This window comes from Bacteroides sp. (assembly GCF_052357945.1).
Taxonomy (GTDB): domain Bacteria; phylum Bacteroidota; class Bacteroidia; order Bacteroidales; family Bacteroidaceae; genus Bacteroides.
The window spans coordinates 1-17,019 of record NZ_DAWCXD010000109.1 but is presented as its reverse complement, the minus strand read 5'-3'; the positions used below and the strand labels follow the sequence as shown (position 1 = coordinate 17,019).

General features: G+C 41.6%; 15 protein-coding genes, 1 tRNA gene and 1 pseudogene. 7 read left to right on the top strand and 10 right to left on the bottom strand.

All coding sequences use genetic code 11. From position 1 onward, the window contains the following. Window positions 1-77: 77 nt before the first annotated feature. Window positions 78-150, bottom strand: a tRNA-Thr gene (locus ACT8YW_RS16940). Window positions 151-257: 107 nt separating this feature from the next. Beyond that, the gene (locus ACT8YW_RS16935) at window positions 258-2,297 is read right to left on the bottom strand and encodes a DUF3352 domain-containing protein (protein ID WP_444106308.1); all 2,040 of its coding nucleotides are present in this window, start codon (window positions 2,295-2,297) and stop codon (window positions 258-260) included. A 104-nt stretch (window positions 2,298-2,401) separates the two neighbouring features. Between ACT8YW_RS16935 and ACT8YW_RS16930 the strand changes: the two genes are divergently transcribed. From ACT8YW_RS16930 to xpt, 7 genes are all read left to right on the top strand, one after another. Continuing rightward, window positions 2,402-2,983, top strand: coding sequence for an epoxyqueuosine reductase QueH (locus ACT8YW_RS16930; protein ID WP_008022000.1), 582 nt, complete (start codon window positions 2,402-2,404; stop codon window positions 2,981-2,983). Window positions 2,984-3,010: 27 nt separating this feature from the next. After that, on the top strand, window positions 3,011-3,889 hold the full coding sequence (locus ACT8YW_RS16925; protein ID WP_444106306.1) for a DNA/RNA non-specific endonuclease: 879 nt from the start codon (window positions 3,011-3,013) through the stop codon (window positions 3,887-3,889). Window positions 3,890-4,346: 457 nt separating this feature from the next. After that, window positions 4,347-5,384, top strand: coding sequence for an endolytic transglycosylase MltG (mltG, locus tag ACT8YW_RS16920; RefSeq protein ID WP_373147997.1), 1,038 nt, complete (start codon window positions 4,347-4,349; stop codon window positions 5,382-5,384). 83 nt (window positions 5,385-5,467) lie between these two features. Continuing rightward, window positions 5,468-7,060: a thiamine pyrophosphate-dependent enzyme gene (locus ACT8YW_RS16915; protein WP_444106304.1), complete on the top strand. Its 1,593-nt coding sequence runs from the start codon at window positions 5,468-5,470 to the stop codon at window positions 7,058-7,060. Between the two features lie 3 nt (window positions 7,061-7,063). Continuing rightward, window positions 7,064-7,648 (top strand): indolepyruvate oxidoreductase subunit beta, encoded by a 585-nt coding sequence (locus ACT8YW_RS16910; protein ID WP_151922048.1) that lies wholly within the window; start codon window positions 7,064-7,066, stop codon window positions 7,646-7,648. Window positions 7,649-7,659: 11 nt separating this feature from the next. After that, window positions 7,660-8,967 (top strand): phenylacetate--CoA ligase, encoded by a 1,308-nt coding sequence (locus ACT8YW_RS16905; RefSeq protein WP_004313249.1) that lies wholly within the window; start codon window positions 7,660-7,662, stop codon window positions 8,965-8,967. A 90-nt stretch (window positions 8,968-9,057) separates the two neighbouring features. Beyond that, window positions 9,058-9,630 carry a xanthine phosphoribosyltransferase gene (gene xpt / locus ACT8YW_RS16900; RefSeq protein ID WP_004311456.1) on the top strand — a complete coding sequence of 191 codons (573 nt, stop codon included), beginning with the start codon at window positions 9,058-9,060 and terminating at the stop codon, window positions 9,628-9,630. A 17-nt stretch (window positions 9,631-9,647) separates the two neighbouring features. Here xpt and ACT8YW_RS16895 read toward each other — a convergent pair whose 3' ends face one another. The 8 genes and pseudogenes from ACT8YW_RS16895 to ACT8YW_RS16860 form a co-directional block, all read right to left on the bottom strand. Next, the gene (locus ACT8YW_RS16895; RefSeq protein WP_444106301.1) at window positions 9,648-10,409 is read right to left on the bottom strand and encodes an EFR1 family ferrodoxin; all 762 of its coding nucleotides are present in this window, start codon (window positions 10,407-10,409) and stop codon (window positions 9,648-9,650) included. A 358-nt stretch (window positions 10,410-10,767) separates the two neighbouring features. Continuing rightward, a complete protein-coding gene (gene rplT / locus ACT8YW_RS16890; RefSeq protein ID WP_004297540.1) occupies window positions 10,768-11,118 on the bottom strand; it encodes a 50S ribosomal protein L20 in 351 nt (116 codons plus the stop codon). Between the two features lie 98 nt (window positions 11,119-11,216). Then, window positions 11,217-11,414, bottom strand: a complete 198-nt coding sequence (rpmI, locus tag ACT8YW_RS16885; RefSeq protein WP_004326827.1) for a 50S ribosomal protein L35 — start codon at window positions 11,412-11,414, stop codon at window positions 11,217-11,219. 68 nt (window positions 11,415-11,482) lie between these two features. After that, window positions 11,483-12,094 carry a translation initiation factor IF-3 gene (gene infC, locus ACT8YW_RS16880; RefSeq protein WP_004311454.1) on the bottom strand — a complete coding sequence of 204 codons (612 nt, stop codon included), beginning with the start codon at window positions 12,092-12,094 and terminating at the stop codon, window positions 11,483-11,485. A gap of 72 nt (window positions 12,095-12,166) precedes the next feature. After that, window positions 12,167-14,107, bottom strand: coding sequence for a threonine--tRNA ligase (gene thrS / locus ACT8YW_RS16875; protein WP_004311453.1), 1,941 nt, complete (start codon window positions 14,105-14,107; stop codon window positions 12,167-12,169). 82 nt (window positions 14,108-14,189) lie between these two features. Then, a complete protein-coding gene (locus ACT8YW_RS16870) occupies window positions 14,190-16,220 on the bottom strand; it encodes a tetratricopeptide repeat protein (RefSeq protein ID WP_394872130.1) in 2,031 nt (676 codons plus the stop codon). Between the two features lie 76 nt (window positions 16,221-16,296). Beyond that, window positions 16,297-16,851, bottom strand: a complete 555-nt coding sequence (gene def, locus ACT8YW_RS16865) for a peptide deformylase (protein ID WP_004313245.1) — start codon at window positions 16,849-16,851, stop codon at window positions 16,297-16,299. Window positions 16,852-16,894: 43 nt separating this feature from the next. Continuing rightward, window positions 16,895-17,019, bottom strand: a pseudogene (locus tag ACT8YW_RS16860) (Holliday junction resolvase RuvX); the annotation flags it as partial.

The following is a 17,019-nucleotide window of genomic DNA, read 5'->3' as shown; positions in this document are numbered from 1 at the left end:
CTTTTAAAATAAGAATAGGGAATCCTGTAAAAATTAGAACGCTGATTATTAATTAATAATCAGCGTTCTAGTTTGAGAGCCGCTAGCCAGACTTGAACTGGCGACCTACGCGTTACGAATGCGTTGCTCTACCAACTGAGCTATAGCGGCGTTTGTCTCTCGTTTACGGCGTGCAAAATTACAGCTTTATTTGAGAAAACAAAAAGAATCCGATTATTTTTTGAGCATAATTTTTAAATCAACTTTTGTTGACGTAACTAGAACTTTTCTTTGCGTTCAAATTTCCCGTCCTCGGTATAGTACTTCCATGTACCCTTCGGTTTATTATTTGCATACTTTCCACGAAGCTTCAATGTCCCATCTTCATAATATTCACGATAACGACCGTGACGTTTTCCTTCCTTTACTTCCGCTTCACTCTTCAACGCTCCCTCCGGATAAAACTCCCTCAAAACGTTTCCTTCAAACTTTTCGACATAGAAACGCTTCAATTCGCTCATCTGTTCTTTTTCAGTTTCAGCATCTTCGTTCATTTCCTCATCATCTTCATCGGTAGCAACGGCAACAACCTCCTCCGGTTGATATGGACTGTAACCCATCACATATTGCAAAGAAGCTGACCGTCCATCTCCTATAACCTGCATAGTCCAGTAAGGAAACGAATACAGAATATCTTTATTGGATTGTATTTCATTCCATGTGGCAGGATTCATCATAGGTTTCAGTTGGGAATAAAACTTGTGCACATCCGTATATAAGAAAATGGTAGAACTTGACTTTAAATAGGAAAGTGCATTTTCAAATCCCGGATTATTTTTCAATAAATTCTTCTGCTCGTAATCTTCCACAAAAGAGAGCAAAGATGCAGCCTTATTACTAAAAACTACATAATCATCGACATAAGTATAATATGGCTTTTCAAATTTATCAAATAGTTTTCCAAAGAACAGGCGGAAAAAGCCTTTCATTTCGACGTAATTAATCTCGAAATCTTTATAATTGACCGTCTTTATCTTAACCGGACTGCGCCGCTTAATCTTCTTTTCTATTAATTCCATGTTCTTACGGGCATCTTTTATACTTTTAGCTCTGATAGCCAGAATTAGTTCTGGGTCATGCCCCAACAACCCCGGTTCGGATTGCGTAATAGCAAATTCTCCCGACATCCAACTCAAAAAGTTTTCTTCCAAAGATATTCCGAATAGCCCTTCAATCTTTTTCCGGGAACTTTGATAAGAATCATACAATTGTTTATTATGAACCGACATCGCATTCTCCAGCTCTTTTACAAAAGTTACCGGGTTGTTGAAACCTATATTGGTATAAAGAGCCGTCCGCCCGGACAGAATCTCATGCGCTTTCATTTTATGTTTTCCCGAATTCAATAAAGCAGTGACATAAGGATCGGCAGAATCTTTTCTCAACGTATACCCTTTCACTTCCATCCGCTCCTTATCCGTATTTAGGTAAAGTCCGGCAAAATTCATAGAATTGCTAAACAGATCAATGTATTCGTTTCTTGCCCCCAGATAAATAGACATGAATTGAGGTACGCGCGCATAATTAATAAAGACTCTGACAAGCCCCTTGCCGGAAACCAACTTCTCCGTTTCAATAAAAGACTGGTCGAGTCCGATTTTGGGTTTATTACGCGAATCAATAGCCGATTCGACAAGCCCGGACGTATAAGATCCTACCAAATGATTATCCACAAAAGCAATATAGAAAATATCCCTTGTTTCGGAATCACGCATTTCAAGGATATTAATGCCGTTATGCATCCGGTTGGTGACAGTAAAGCCACTCATGACCAATACGGTTTCCACCTGATCTTTCAACAAATCCATTTTCGATGTTTTCTGCATATCCAGAATCAGCAGAAAATCCCACTTTGTGGCACGGATCTTGTGAAGCGAAATAAGCATATCCCGTTCACCAACAAGCGACAACAACACTTTATTGCTTTTGACTACCGAATCGAGCTTCTCTACACTCTCCGTTACTTCCTCGAAAGATTTCGCTTTCTTCAGACATTGCCATGTTTCACTTCCACTAAACTTTTCCCAATCTTCAATCGGAGCCGATGATTGAATGATAAACGCAGCATCTTCGGGAACCAGATAGATTTGCTGAATATTACGATCAGGCGAAACAAATAAATAAACCACGGAATATACAACATATACCGCCAAAGCTAATGCAGCCACAACTAAAGTTCTCTTTACAATTTTCGAGGTACTCTTTTTCTTCTCCGGGCCTGCATATTGCTCTTCTTGCCCGCAATTTAATTCATTCATTATTGTTCTGTTATAAACTTGAGTGGACAAAGATACTAAAAAAACTATTCTGAATAAAACATAAACCATTGACTCGTATCGTAAATATGTACTAACTTTACAGCATGAAAAAGAAATTCCAACTCGAAGTTCCGGGAGGAGCCGATAAAGTCTTGCTTCATACTTGTTGTGCTCCTTGTTCATCAGCCATTATTGAATGTATGATGCAACATCATATCACCCCCGTTATTTATTATTGCAATCCTAATATTTATCCGCAGGAAGAGTATATTATAAGAAAAGAAGAATGTACGCGCTATGCCCAATCATTGGGATTGGAGATCATAGATGCTGATTACGATCATGAAAACTGGCGATGTCACATAATAGGAATGGAGCAGGAACCTGAAAGAGGAGGACGTTGCCTGCGTTGTTTTAAACTGCGTTTATTGGAGACAGCCCGTTACGCACACGAACATGGTTTCTCTGTAATTACCACGACACTTGCCTCCAGTCGTTGGAAAAGTCTGGAGCAGATCAATGAAGCCGGACAATATGCTACCGCCTCTTACCCGGATGTCACATACTGGGAACAGAATTGGCGGAAAGGGGGACTTAGCGAACGACGTATTGCCATCATTAAAGAATACAACTTTTACAACCAACAATATTGCGGTTGCGAATTCAGCATGAGAAAAGAAGAATAAAACAAACCTGTCATCACCAGCCAATCAATGAATCGAAATAAAAAAGGTAAAAACAGAAAACTATTCAAAAAGAAATCACACTCTAATAATAGATTAGGATGTATCATCGCCATTATCGTGCTCATTCCTATTCTTTTTGGTGTTTATTTGTATTGCCAGCAGATTAATATCCAGAAAAATAACGAACCGCAAACTGATACTTCCTTTCAAATTCCACCCGGCAAAGATCTGGAGACACCTATATCACTAGTTCCCCGGCAAGAACAAATCATCCGGCATAGCGGATATACGGTATCATACAACAAAGATTTAAAAATTCCCAACTGGGTTTCTTACGAATTAACCAGGGAAGAAACCAAAGGAAAAGAAAAAAGAGGTAATCGCTTTATTGCCGATCCATTAGTGACAGGGCCGATTGCAACGAATGCCGACTATACCCGTTCAGGATATGACAAAGGTCATATGGCTCCCGCAGCAGATATGAAATGGAGTCCTGAAGCCATGAAAGAATCATTTTATTTTAGCAATATGTGTCCGCAACATCCACAATTAAACAGAAGAGGATGGAAAAATCTGGAAGAAAAGATCCGGGATTGGGCCATAGCAGACAGCGCCATCATTATTATATGTGGACCTATTATTGAAAAACATCCCAAAACAATCGGAAAGAATAAAGTCGTAGTACCTCAAAAGTTTTTTAAAGTAGTCCTTTCTCCTTTTGTCAAGCCGATGCGAGCTATCGGTTTCTTATTCAACAATGAGCAGGCAGTAGAACCTCTATCATCCTATGCGGTAACAATAGATAGCATCGAGAACCTGACTAACATGGATTTCTTCGCACCTCTGCCCGATGAGATAGAAAACAAAATAGAAGCAGATATTAATTACTCCCTGTGGCCTAATTAAGTAGCAAAACTCGTTTCTCTGAAATGAATTCATTTCCCTGTGCCAATGGCATTCTAGTTACAAACAGACTCTCACTTCAATAAAAGGGAGTTGTTGTATTACTCTCAAGGTTTCACATTGTAACGTCAAGAGATTGTCTTATTCCCACATATTGTGGGAAAGTATTCTCTCATTTTATGAGAAAACATTCCCATATATTGCAGGAAAATAGTCCCACAATATATGGGAATAATGGAACTACGCTGGAAACAAAAAGATAATTGCAATGAATGCCAAGCAGCACAATAAGCAACTGAGTAAATCAAGCAAGGCAGACGTAACGTGAAAGAATGAATTCACAATCGCACCAAAAGAAATATACTTTTGATGTAGTCGTCTTGTGATTCATCCTAAAAAGAGAACACTCCTATCCAAATTCTTTTTATCTTTGACGAACTTTTTAAATACACCTCAAAAGATGAAGAAAAAAAAGAGAAATATTCTACTATCAATTCTAATCGGAGCATTCCTCCTTTGTGCAGTTGCCGGAGGCACCTTTTATTATTATCTGTTTGCCCCCCAATTTCACCCATCTAAAACCGTATATATTTACGTAGACCGGGATGATACGGCCGATTCTATCTATCATAAAATAAAAGAATTCGGGCATGTCAATAAGTTCACCGGATTCCAGTGGATGGCAAAATACAAGGATTTCGATCAGAATATCCATACCGGTCGTTATGCCATTCGCCCCAATGACAATGTTTATCATGTATATAGCCGTTTTTCCAGAGGTTATCAGGAGCCTATGAACCTTACTATCGGAAGCGTCCGGACATTAGACCGATTGGCGCGAAGCATCGGCAAGCAGCTCATGATAGACTCTGCCGAAATCGCGAGCCAACTGTTCGACTCTACTTTCCAAGCTCAAATGGGATATACCAACATAACACTCCCCAGCCTTTTCATACCGGAAACCTATCAGGTATATTGGGACATGAGCGTAGACGAATTCTTCAAACGAATGAAGGACGAACACGAACGCTTCTGGAATAAAGATCGCCTGTCACAAGCCACCGCCATCGGCATGACACCGGAAGAAGTCAGCACTCTTGCTTCCATCGTTGAAGAAGAAACCAACAACAACGAAGAAAAGCCAATGGTAGCCGGATTGTATATCAACCGGTTACATCAAGATATGCCCTTACAAGCAGATCCCACCATCAAATTTGCCCTGCAGGATTTTGGCCTGCGCCGAATTACCAACGAGCATTTAAAAGTCAATTCTCCCTATAATACCTATATAAATACCGGATTACCTCCGGGTCCCATCCGTATTCCCTCTAAAAAGGGAATAGATAGCGTGTTGAACTATACCAAACATAACTATATCTACATGTGTGCCAAAGAAGATTTTTCCGGAACTCACAACTTTGCCTCCAACTACGCCGACCACATGGCAAATGCAAGAAAATACTGGAAAGCCCTGAATGAAAGAAAGATTTTCAAGTAAATTTGTGATAAAACGAACGGAAAAGCCTATCTTTGCCCGATAGATTAACAAACTGTGATCAACACTAAATAAAAGAAATAGATATGAGCAAGCAACTCTTACTTGGCGATGAAGCCATTGCACAAGCTGCACTGGATGCCGGACTTTCAGGCGTTTATGCCTATCCGGGTACTCCTTCAACTGAAATTACGGAATATATTCAAATGGCCCCTATAACGACCGAACAGAATATACACAACCGTTGGTGTGCCAATGAAAAAACAGCGATGGAAGCTGCGTTAGGTATGTCTTTCGTAGGTAAACGGGCATTAGTTTGCATGAAACACGTAGGTATGAATGTAGCTGCCGACTGTTTCGTCAACTCTGCCATCACAGGCGTGAAAGGCGGATTGATTGTGATAGCCGCAGACGATCCCAGTATGCACTCCTCGCAGAACGAACAGGACAGCCGTTTCTACGGAGATTTCTCACTGATACCGATGTACGAACCAAGCAATCAGCAGGAAGCGTATGATATGGTATACAGTGGTTTCGAATTCTCTGAAAAGCTAGGCGAACCGATCTTGATGCGTATGGTAACCCGCCTGGCACACTCCCGTTCAGGAGTAGAACGCAAAGAGCAAAAGCCGCAGAACAGCATCACTTTCAGCGAAGATCCGCGTCAGTTCATCTTGTTGCCGGGAAATGCCCGCAAACGCTACAAAGTATTGCTTGCCCGCCAAGACGAATTTATCAAAGCTTCAGAAGAATCACCTTATAATAAATACACAGACGGTCCTAACAAAAAGCTGGGAATCGTAGCTTGTGGTATCGGTTACAATTATCTGATGGAAAACTATCCGGAAGGTTGCGAATATCCGGTACTCAAGATCGGCCAATATCCATTGCCTAAAAAACAATTGCATCAATTGATCGAGTCTTGTGACGAAATCCTAGTTCTGGAAGACGGACAACCCTTTGTAGAAAAACAATTGAAAGGCTATCTGGGTATCGGCGTTAAAGTAAAAGGACGTCTTGACGGTACTCTGTCACAGGACGGAGAGTTAAATCCGGACTCTGTAGCCCGTGCCGTAGGTAAAGAGAATAAATCGGAATTCGGTATTCCTTCTGTTGTAGAAATGCGCCCGCCTGCACTTTGCGAAGGCTGCGGACACCGCGATATGTATATCACGCTGACCGAAGTTCTGAAAGAAGAATATCCATCCCATAAAGTATTCAGCGATATCGGCTGTTACACATTAGGCGCAAATGCTCCTTTCAATGCAATCAACTCATGTGTGGATATGGGTGCTTCCATTACGATGGCAAAAGGTGCCGCTGACGGAGGTCTTTTCCCGGCCGTAGCTGTCATCGGCGATTCAACATTCACCCATTCAGGAATGACCGGACTGTTAGATTGCGTGAACGAGAACGCCAGTGTAACCATCGTCATCTCCGACAATGAAACCACGGCCATGACAGGTGGACAGGACTCTGCCGGAACCGGACGCATCGAAGCGATCTGTGCAGGTATCGGAGTAGATCCGGCCCATATCCGTGTAGTTACTCCATTGAAGAAAAACTATGAGGAGATGAAGCAAATCATTCGCGAAGAAATCGAATATCGTGGTGTATCTGTCATTATCCCACGCAGAGAGTGTATCCAGACATTAGCACGCAAAAAAAGAAGTAAGTAAGCCATGAAAAAAGACATTATATTATCAGGAGTCGGCGGACAGGGAATTTTGTCCATTGCCACAGTAATCGGCAAAGCTGCCTTGAAAGAAGGATTATACATGAAACAAGCTGAAGTGCACGGAATGAGCCAACGCGGAGGAGATGTTCAATCCAATCTCCGTATCAGCGACCAGCCGATTGCTTCAGACCTGATCCCATCAGGCAAATGTGATCTCATCATCTCATTGGAACCGATGGAAGGATTGCGTTACCTCCCCTACCTTAGCCCTACCGGCTGGCTGGTGACTAACGAAACTCCGTTTGTCAACATCCCCAATTATCCGGAAACAGACAAAGTGATGGCAGAAATCAACAAACTGCCTCATAAGATAGTATTGAACGTAGACAAAGTGGCAAAAGAAGTAGGCTCCGCCCGCGTTGCCAACATTGTCTTACTGGGAGCAACAATCCCATTCCTGGGCATTGATTACGAAAAAGTGCAAGACAGCATCCGTGAAATCTTCCAGCGCAAGGGAGAAGCAATTGTAGAAATGAATCTTAAAGCATTGGCAGCCGGCAAAGAAATTGCGGAAAAGCTGATGCAATAAAAGGCATTACCATGAGTACACAATACTGGGAAGAAGAATTAGAAACCATGAGCCGGGAGAAGTTGCAGGAATTGCAGCTTCAACGGCTTAAAAAAACAATTAATATAGCTGCGAACGCTCCATATTACAAAGAAGTTTTCAGCAAACATGGCATCACGGCAGATAGCATACAGTCATTGGATGATATCCGCAAAGTACCTTTCACTACCAAATCTGACATGCGCGCCCACTACCCGTTCGGACTGGTAGCAGGTGATATGAGCAATGATGGTGTACGTATTCACTCTTCCAGTGGTACCACCGGAAACCCGACTGTTATCGTTCACTCACAACACGACCTCGACTCTTGGGCTAACCTGGTAGCCCGCTGTCTGTACGCAGTAGGAATACGCAAGACTGACGTTTTCCAAAACAGCTCCGGATACGGTATGTTTACAGGAGGTTTAGGCTTCCAATACGGTGCAGAACGCTTGGGCTGCCTGACAGTCCCTGCCGCTGCAGGAAACAGTAAACGACAGATTAAATTCATCAACGACTTTAAGACTACCGCTTTACATGCTATCCCCAGCTATGCCATCCGCCTTGCAGAAGTCTTCCAGGAAGAAGGACTCGATCCCAAAGGAACCACACTGAAAACCCTAGTTATCGGTGCCGAACCCCACACCGACGAACAACGCCGGAAAATAGAAAAGATGCTGGGTGTAAAAGCATACAACAGCTTCGGTATGACAGAGATGAACGGCCCCGGTGTTGCCTTCGAATGTCAGGAACAGAATGGAATGCACTTCTGGGAAGACTGTTACCTGGTAGAAATTATCGATCCGGAAACAGGCGAACCTGTTCCGGAAGGAGAAATCGGAGAATTAGTACTTACGACTCTTGATCGTGAAATGATGCCGTTAATTCGCTATCGTACCCGCGATTTAACCCGTATTCTTCCCGGAAAATGCCCATGTGGCCGTACCCATATCCGTATCGACCGTATCAAGGGACGTAGTGATGATATGTTCATTATCAAGGGAGTAAACATCTTCCCGATGCAAGTAGAAAAGATTCTCGTACAATTCCCCGAATTAGGCAGCAACTACCTGATTACGCTGGAAACTGTCAACAACCAAGACGAAATGATCGTCGAAGTAGAATTAAGCGACCTTTCTACCGACAATTATATTGAACTGGAGAAGATCCGCAAGGATATTACCCGCCAATTGAAGGATGAAATATTGGTGACTCCTAAAGTCAAACTGGTAAAGAAAGGCTCTCTCCCTCAAAGCGAAGGAAAAGCCGTCCGGGTGAAAGACTTAAGAGACAACAAGTAACGATTCAAATATCCATGTGCTAATATACCAACCGCCGTTTTCACCATGCGGAATGGAATATTAGCACATTATTAATTAATATCATACAGCATGCAATTACTTAAAAAAAGAATTCTGCAAGACGGAAAATGCTACGAAGGAGGTATCCTGAAAGTAGACGGTTTTATTAATCATCAAATGGACCCTGTCCTGATGAAATCAATCGGAGTCGAGTTTGTCCGTCGTTTTGCAGCCACAAACGTAAATAAGATTATGACAATCGAAGCCAGCGGCATCGCCCCGGCTATCATGACAGGCTACCTGATGGATTTACCAGTTGTATTTGCAAAGAAGAAGTCTCCTAAAACCATCCAGAATGCACTAAGCACCACTGTGCACTCATTCACTAAAGATCGTGATTATGAAGTCGTTATTAGTGCCGATTTCCTCACTCCAAATGACAATGTTCTTTTCGTGGATGACTTCCTCGCGTATGGCAATGCCGCATTAGGCATTATCGACCTCATCAAGCAATCCGGAGCAAACTTGGTAGGAATGGGATTCATTATTGAAAAAGCCTTCCAAAATGGGCGTAAAAAACTCGAGGAGCAAGGCGTCAGAGTAGAAAGCCTAGCTATCATTGAAGATTTATCCAATTGCTGCATTAAAATCAAAGACGAGTAGATTAATTGGCGAGTAGATTAATTAGGATTGAAATACTGCCCTTTATCTTTCGTTCTTTTCCCATATTGCACCGCATGCTGCGGACAAACATGATAACATGCCAGGCATGAGGTGCAATCCATCCCCCAAACAGGCTTTCTGCCCATCATCATAATATTCCCTACCGGACAACTCTTCTCACAACGCTTACATCCAATACAAGCATCCGTAGTATAAAAATTCCCGGGAGACATCTGAAAGCGATTAAATAAAGGATTGATAATCCTCGTCTTAATAAAAGGGATACTCCCTTCATGACAAAGAAACAACTCCTCTCTCCTACTTATCGAAGCATTTATTTGATTGAGAGTCGGAATAGCATCTGCCAGCTTTTTCTCCTCCAGCTCTTTCTTATCTACGTCAAAACCGGGAAGCAATACATAATTATTGGGCATAGTCACAGAAAAGCCTGCATAACACTTCCAGCCTTTATGACTCAAAGCCTTCTCCAGCACCTGCTGCGTAAGCCCGGTATCATCCCCACAGGAACAAACAAAAAACAAATATTGTCTTTTATACCCCTTTAAAGAGAGTTGCCGAATAAAATTAAGTACGATTGCAGGAGGTGCCCACGAATAGATAGGAAATACAAAACCGATCTTTTCATCTTCCCGCAAACAAAACTCAAACGTTCTGTTCTTTAACGCATCGGGAATAAAAACCAATTCTTCTTTTTGCTCTTTGGAAAGCTGATTTGCAATCCATTTAGAATTACCTGTACCGGAGAAATAGAATATCATAGAAAAGTATATAAAAAAGCCGCATCGACGATGTGATGAAACTCTGATAGAACAAGATTTGAGCGCTCGCCCTCTTTGTAATCCACCGGCTTAAAGCTGTCCCGAAGGATGTGGCCCGCCATTGAAGAACGAAGCTTTCTCGGTGCATCAGATTAATTTGAAGAGTTTCCCGATCCAGTCGATACGGCTAATATTTTTGTATCACAAATGTAATAAGAATACATGAAACTAACAAGAAAAAAAAGGAATTTGTTTGCCAACTAACATTTTTTTTATTCCCTTTCATCTGCCTAACAAAAGAAAAGTGCCAGTTACTAGCTTAGTAACTGACACTTTGTAACTCGTAAACTATTGATGCTTAAGCAGCTTTTGCTTTTGCAACTACAGCTTTGAAAGCTTCCGGGTGATTCATAGCTAAATCAGCCAAAACCTTACGGTTTATTTCAATACCGGCTTTGTGCAGACCGCCCATCAATTTAGAATAAGACATTCCTTCAAGACGTGCAGCAGCGTTGATACGTTGTATCCAAAGAGCGCGGAAGTTTCTTTTCTTATTTCTACGGTCACGGAACGCGTAAGTCAAACCCTTTTCCCAAGTGTTTTTAGCTACGGTCCATACATTCTTTCTTGCACCAAAGTAACCTCTGGTTAATTTCAAAATTTTCTTTCTTCTTGCTTTTGAAGCAACATGATTTACTGATCTTGGCATAGTTTTACTTTTTTTGAATGTTAGCGCCGCTACTTCACGCAGCGAACTTCAGGCTAATGCATTCGGTTAATACTTTAATAATACTTTTACGCTTTTGATTACTTCATTGCTAAGAGTTCCTTAACCTGGCTTACATTTGTTGTATCAACAGTTGTAGAGTAGCACAGATTTCTTTTTCTCTTCTTAGTTTTCTTAGTCAAAATGTGACTGTGAAAAGCGTGCTTTCTTTTGATTTTACCTGTTCCGGTAAGGGTAAACCTTTTTTTAGAACCGGAGTTAGTCTTCATCTTTGGCATCTTACTTGTTTTTAAATTATTAAATATATAATGGCAACGCACTATACCTGCGCGTTACGCATCCTTTCTTATTCTTCACCCGTTTCCGGCTTCTCTGCTTTTTGTGCAGGAGCAGCAGGTTTCGGTGCTCCAGCTGTTGCCGGCTTTTTAGAAGCTTCTTTCTTTTTCGGAGAAAGCTGAATAGTCATGCGCTTACCTTCCAGTATCGGCATTTGATCTACTTTAGCGTAGTCTTCCAGGTCATTTGCAAAACGAAGCAAAAGCACTTCACCTTGCTCCTTGAAAAGGATGGAACGACCTTTAAAGAATACATAAGCCTTCACCTTATCGCCATCTTCCAAAAATCCTTTAGCATGCTTCAACTTAAAGTTGTAATCATGGTCGTCTGTCTGGGGTCCGAAACGGATTTCCTTCACATTAACCTTAACCTGCTTCGCTTTCTGTTCCTTCTGGCGTTTCTTTAATTGATAAAGAAATTTAGAATAATCAATAATACGACAAACAGGGGGTTGAGCATTAGGAGAAATTTCCACTAAATCCAATTCTCTCTCTTCAGCCATTTTCAGAGCCTGAAAGATTGGATATACTTTCGGTTCAATATCATCGCTTACTATGCGAACTTCCTTGGCACGAATCTGTTCATTGATTCTGTATTGCCCTTTTAGAGTGTCATTCTTCATTAAAAACGTTTACTTCCTAGTTTGATCTTTTTATTGTTATACTAAATATTTTATTCTGAAACGGCTGCAAAGTTACCATTTATTTATCATATTCTGAACTTCTTCGTTCAAAATTTTAGCAAATTCTTCAAATTTCATGGTTCCTTTGTCACCTTCGCCTTGTCTACGAACAGAAACTTCTCCATTTTCTGCTTCTTTTTCGCCGACAATCAGCATATAAGGAATACGTTTCATCTCATTATCACGAATCTTACGGCCGATCTTCTCGTTACGATCATCTACAATCGCACGGATTTCGTGTATCTTCAGATACATCTTCACCTGCTCTGCATATTCATTGAACTTCTCACTGATTGGCAGAATAACTACCTGTTCCGGTGTCAGCCACAATGGGAATTTACCGGCAGTATGTTCAATCAGTACGGCAACAAAACGTTCCATTGATCCGAACGGAGCACGGTGAATCATTACCGGACGATGCTTCTGATTGTCAGAACCCATATATTCAAGTTCAAAACGTTCCGGCAAGTTGTAGTCAACCTGAATCGTACCCAGCTGCCAACGACGACCGATAGCGTCTTTCACCATAAAGTCAAGTTTAGGACCATAGAAAGCTGCTTCTCCATACTCAATCTTAGCAGGCAATCCTTTTTCCGCACAAGCCTCGATAATAGCCTGTTCAGCCTTCTCCCAGTTATCATCGCTACCGATGTACTTTTCACGGTTCACTTTATCACGCAAGGATATCTGTGCTTCAAAATTCTGGAAATCCATAGAACGGAACACGATAGATATGATATCCATCACACGAAGGAATTCATCTTTCACTTGTTCCGGACGGCAGAAGATATGCGCATCATCCTGTGTAAAGCTACGTACACGAGTTAAACCATGTAACTCACCACTTTGTTCATAACGACAAACCGTACCAAATTCTGCAATACGCAATGGAAGGTCCTTATATGAACGTGGGAAGTTCTTGTAAATCTCACAGTGGTGAGGGCAGTTCATTGGTTTCAAGAAATACTCTTCACCCTCTTCCGGAGTATGAATAGGCTGAAATGCATCCTTACCATATTTTGCATAGTGCCCTGAAGTCACATACAGCAATTTATTACCAATTGGCGGAGTGATTACTTCCTGATAATCGTAACGTGTCTGAATACGACGCAAGAACTCTTGCAGACGCAGACGCAATGCAGTACCTTTCGGCAACCACATAGGAAGTCCCTTACCTACAGTTTCGGAGAACATAAACAACTGCATCTCCTTACCGATCTTACGGTGGTCACGCTTCTTCGCTTCTTCCAGCAATACCAAATATTCATCCAGCATTTTCTTCTTCGGGAACGTGATACCATAAATACGGGTCAGCATCTTACGATCTTCATGACCACGCCAGTAAGCACCAGCCACTGAAGTCAACTTGATAGCCTTGATCGGAGCAGTTGTCATCAAGTGAGGACCACGACAAAGGTCAGTAAATGCACCTTGGGTATAAGTTGTAATGTGTCCGTCTTCCAATTCGGAGATCAATTCACATTTGTATGTTTCGCCACGATCGCCAAACATTTTCAGAGCATCTGTCTTTGCGATGCTTTTTCTGACTACCTCTTCTTTCTTTGCAGCCAGTTCCAACATTTTAGCTTCAATGGCTGGAAGGTCGCTTTCTTTAATCACAGCTTCACCCGGATCCACATCATAGTAGAATCCGTTCTCGATAGCCGGTCCGATACCAAACTGGATACCCGGATAAAGTTCCTGCAAAGCTTCCGCCAGCAAATGTGCACTTGTATGCCAAAACGCATGTTTACCTTCTTCATCATCCCATTTATAAAGAACAAAATTAGCATCTTCATTAATAGGACGTCCTAAATCATAAGTCTCGCCGTTCACTCCACATGCCAGCACTTCCTGTGCCAGACGCGAGCTGATACTTTCAGCAATCTGTAAACCGTTCACTCCTTCGTTATATTCACGAACGGAGCCATCGGGAAATGTTATCTTTATCATAATATGATGATGTTATATTTTCATAATTTGAACGCAAAAGTAACTAAATCTTTTGAGTTTTCTATTTTTTATCAAAAAAATGTTATTCCGATTGATCTGTAAAACGTTTGATAACATTATAAGCAGAAACAATCCCCAACTCACCGGCTTTACTCAAATCAGAAATACCCAGCTTATTATTTCCTAAGAAAATATGAGTCAGTCCACGATTGAAGTAAGCGTCTGCAAAATCTGGATTCAGCTCGATCGCCTTATCATAGTCGACAATTGCAGCCCGGTAATCTTTCAACATGGCAGAAACATTGGCACGATTATAATATGCATATACAAAGTCCGGAGCCAAATTTATCACCTTATCCAAATCCTTTCTCACCACCTCATAATCTACTGCGGTAATCTCTTTACGCTTATTATCGCCAGGAACAACATCTGTTTCGACAGCTTGTTCCGCTTTCTGATATTCCAACTGTTTACAACGAATCAATGCACGCATAAAATATGCCGGGAAGAAATCACCATCCAACAAGATTGTCTGAGTCAAATCAGAAACTGCACTCGAGAAGTCCTGCACCAAATAAAAATCAATTGCACGGGCAAAACGTTTTGAGGCATTCTTTTCATCTTCCACAATAGCCGATGTATGTGTATCGATCAAGGCAAAATGCACTTTCACCTGTTCTTCCGTCAACGGAGCTTCCATATTCGTGATGCGAAGACGTTTCGGAAGTATACCCGTACGGTTTAAATCCTCAATATATTTGTGGAAGTTCACCGAACGTTTCACGTCACTCATCTTCTCATAATAAGTCAAAGCGAACATCGGTTCCATCGTTATATTTACGTTCTTATCCTGCACACGTCCACGATAATCACTTGTATAGCGTTGTTCAGCTTCGGAATCATCGGCAATCACTATCTTACGATAGTTATTCATATTCTTATCCGATTTCTTACGGGTTTTCTCTCCGCCTTCCTCTTCATTTTCCTTATCCTTATTCTGTGCTACATCTTTATTCGTCACACCGTTCTGCTTATCTATCTGAGCTTTCATGACTTTAAACTCGTCCTGCTCTGCTCCTTTCTTGTCGCCAATCTTTCTGCGAGCTTCCGAACGCTGGTAATATCCGGCAAGGAAGTTCGGATACTGGTTGATAACGGTTGTGTAATCTTGTATAGCCCCGCGATAATCACCCGTTTGGGCACGTAGCAATCCACGGTTAAAGACAGCCATCATATTATCCGGCTCCATCTTGATAACGAAGTCAAAGTCTTCGATAGCCCGGTTGTCGTCTCCTACCTGGGCACGCAACAAACCACGATTATAATGGCCGATAAAGTTATTCGGATCAATATCCAACGCCAGATCATAATCGCTCATAGCGCCTCTCAAATTATTCTGGTGAAAGCGTGCCAATGCACGGTTTATATAATTTCCCGCATTCTTAGCGCTCAAAGGAATAGCACGGTTGAAATCCGCTTCAGCTTCCGCATACTTAGCCTGCTGTAATTTAACAATCGCTCTTGCAGACCATGCGTCCGGATCATATTTATCCAGTTCAAGAGCCTTATTGAAGTCATTCAAGGCAGCAATCGTATCTTTCTGTTGCAAGGACACTTCCCCCCTCATCAAATAAGCGCGGGTATAACGCGGAGATACTTTCAGCAAACTTTCCAAATCCTCTTTCGCAGCATCATAATCTTTCTTCTGGATATGAGATAATGTCAGATTATGCCATAAGGTAATATTCTCCGGATCATAATGCAATGCTTTCTTGTAATCTTCAATCGCTCCATCAAATTTACTCTGACGAATCCTTGCCAAACCACGAATCTGATAAGCACCCACCACAAACGGATTGCGTTGGATAGCTGCATCACAGTCTGTTTCAGCACCCTGAAAATCCTCCAGATTTAGTTTTGCCAATGCCCTGAAGAAATAGGGCTCATACAGATAAGGTTTAGCGTTAATAACCTGGTTAAAGTACTGAATAGAAAGTACATAGTCCTCAAAATAAAGAGCGTTTCGGGCAATAGTCATCACCCGATCCGTATTTATCTGAGCACACACCAGCGTTGGGAACAGTAATAAAACTGTTAAGATTCTTTTTACCATTGATATTTTATGCTTGTAAACGAAGCAAAAATAATGCTTTTCGCTTACTTAACAGGGATATAAACGTTTTTTATCTTTATTTCACCTGTTTCATCTTATATGAACTGCGCGCTTTCCCCTTCAACATCGTATTCAGCTTTCCTTTAATCATCTGCTTACGAAGCGGTGAGATATGGTCGATAAACATCTTACCATCCAAATGATCGAATTCATGCTGCATCACCCGAGCCAGATAACCCTCCACCTCTTCTTCATGCTCCACAAAATTCTCGTCCATATATTTCACGCGAATTTTATCACCTCTTTTCACTGTTTCATGAATACCGGGAAGACTGAGACAGCCCTCTTCCATATTCACTTCTTCGCCCCCGACTTCCAAAATGTGGGGATTGATATAAGCCTTATTGAAGTCTTTAAATTCAGGGTACTCCTCCGAAAGCGGATCCAATGTAATAGTAACCACGCGAATAGGCAAACCAATCTGCGGAGCAGCCAGTCCTACGCCATCGGCGTGTACCATTGTTTCAAACATGTTTTCAATCAACTCTTTCAGGTTCGGATAATCCGGTGTTATGTCCTCTGCAACCTTTCTCAATACAGGCTGACCATATACATAAATAGGTAAAATCATATTTTTATACTCTACTAAAAATTAAGTTATTCAATATCTTCTATTAAAAACGTTTACTCTCCAAATATGTTTGCAAAATAATAGTAGCACTTATCTCATCCACCAATGCTTTATTTTGGCGGTCCTTTTTCTTCAGACCGGCCTCCAACATGGTACGATGCGCAAGAA

Coding starts and splice junctions, on each gene's coding strand:
- infC (WP_004311454.1), bottom strand. CDS start 12,094: ATGAAGAATGACACTCTAAAAGGGCAATACAGAATCAATGAACAGATT.
- ACT8YW_RS16915 (WP_444106304.1), top strand. CDS start 5,468: ATGAGCAAGCAACTCTTACTTGGCGATGAAGCCATTGCACAAGCTGCA.
- ACT8YW_RS16925 (WP_444106306.1), top strand. CDS start 3,011: ATGAATCGAAATAAAAAAGGTAAAAACAGAAAACTATTCAAAAAGAAA.
- def (WP_004313245.1), bottom strand. CDS start 16,851: ATGATTTTACCTATTTATGTATATGGTCAGCCTGTATTGAGAAAGGTT.
- xpt (WP_004311456.1), top strand. CDS start 9,058: ATGCAATTACTTAAAAAAAGAATTCTGCAAGACGGAAAATGCTACGAA.
- rpmI (WP_004326827.1), bottom strand. CDS start 11,414: ATGCCAAAGATGAAGACTAACTCCGGTTCTAAAAAAAGGTTTACCCTT.
- ACT8YW_RS16905 (WP_004313249.1), top strand. CDS start 7,660: ATGAGTACACAATACTGGGAAGAAGAATTAGAAACCATGAGCCGGGAG.
- ACT8YW_RS16935 (WP_444106308.1), bottom strand. CDS start 2,297: ATGAATGAATTAAATTGCGGGCAAGAAGAGCAATATGCAGGCCCGGAG.
- mltG (WP_373147997.1), top strand. CDS start 4,347: ATGAAGAAAAAAAAGAGAAATATTCTACTATCAATTCTAATCGGAGCA.
- ACT8YW_RS16930 (WP_008022000.1), top strand. CDS start 2,402: ATGAAAAAGAAATTCCAACTCGAAGTTCCGGGAGGAGCCGATAAAGTC.
- ACT8YW_RS16910 (WP_151922048.1), top strand. CDS start 7,064: ATGAAAAAAGACATTATATTATCAGGAGTCGGCGGACAGGGAATTTTG.
- ACT8YW_RS16895 (WP_444106301.1), bottom strand. CDS start 10,409: ATGATATTCTATTTCTCCGGTACAGGTAATTCTAAATGGATTGCAAAT.
- ACT8YW_RS16870 (WP_394872130.1), bottom strand. CDS start 16,220: ATGGTAAAAAGAATCTTAACAGTTTTATTACTGTTCCCAACGCTGGTG.
- thrS (WP_004311453.1), bottom strand. CDS start 14,107: ATGATAAAGATAACATTTCCCGATGGCTCCGTTCGTGAATATAACGAA.
- rplT (WP_004297540.1), bottom strand. CDS start 11,118: ATGCCAAGATCAGTAAATCATGTTGCTTCAAAAGCAAGAAGAAAGAAA.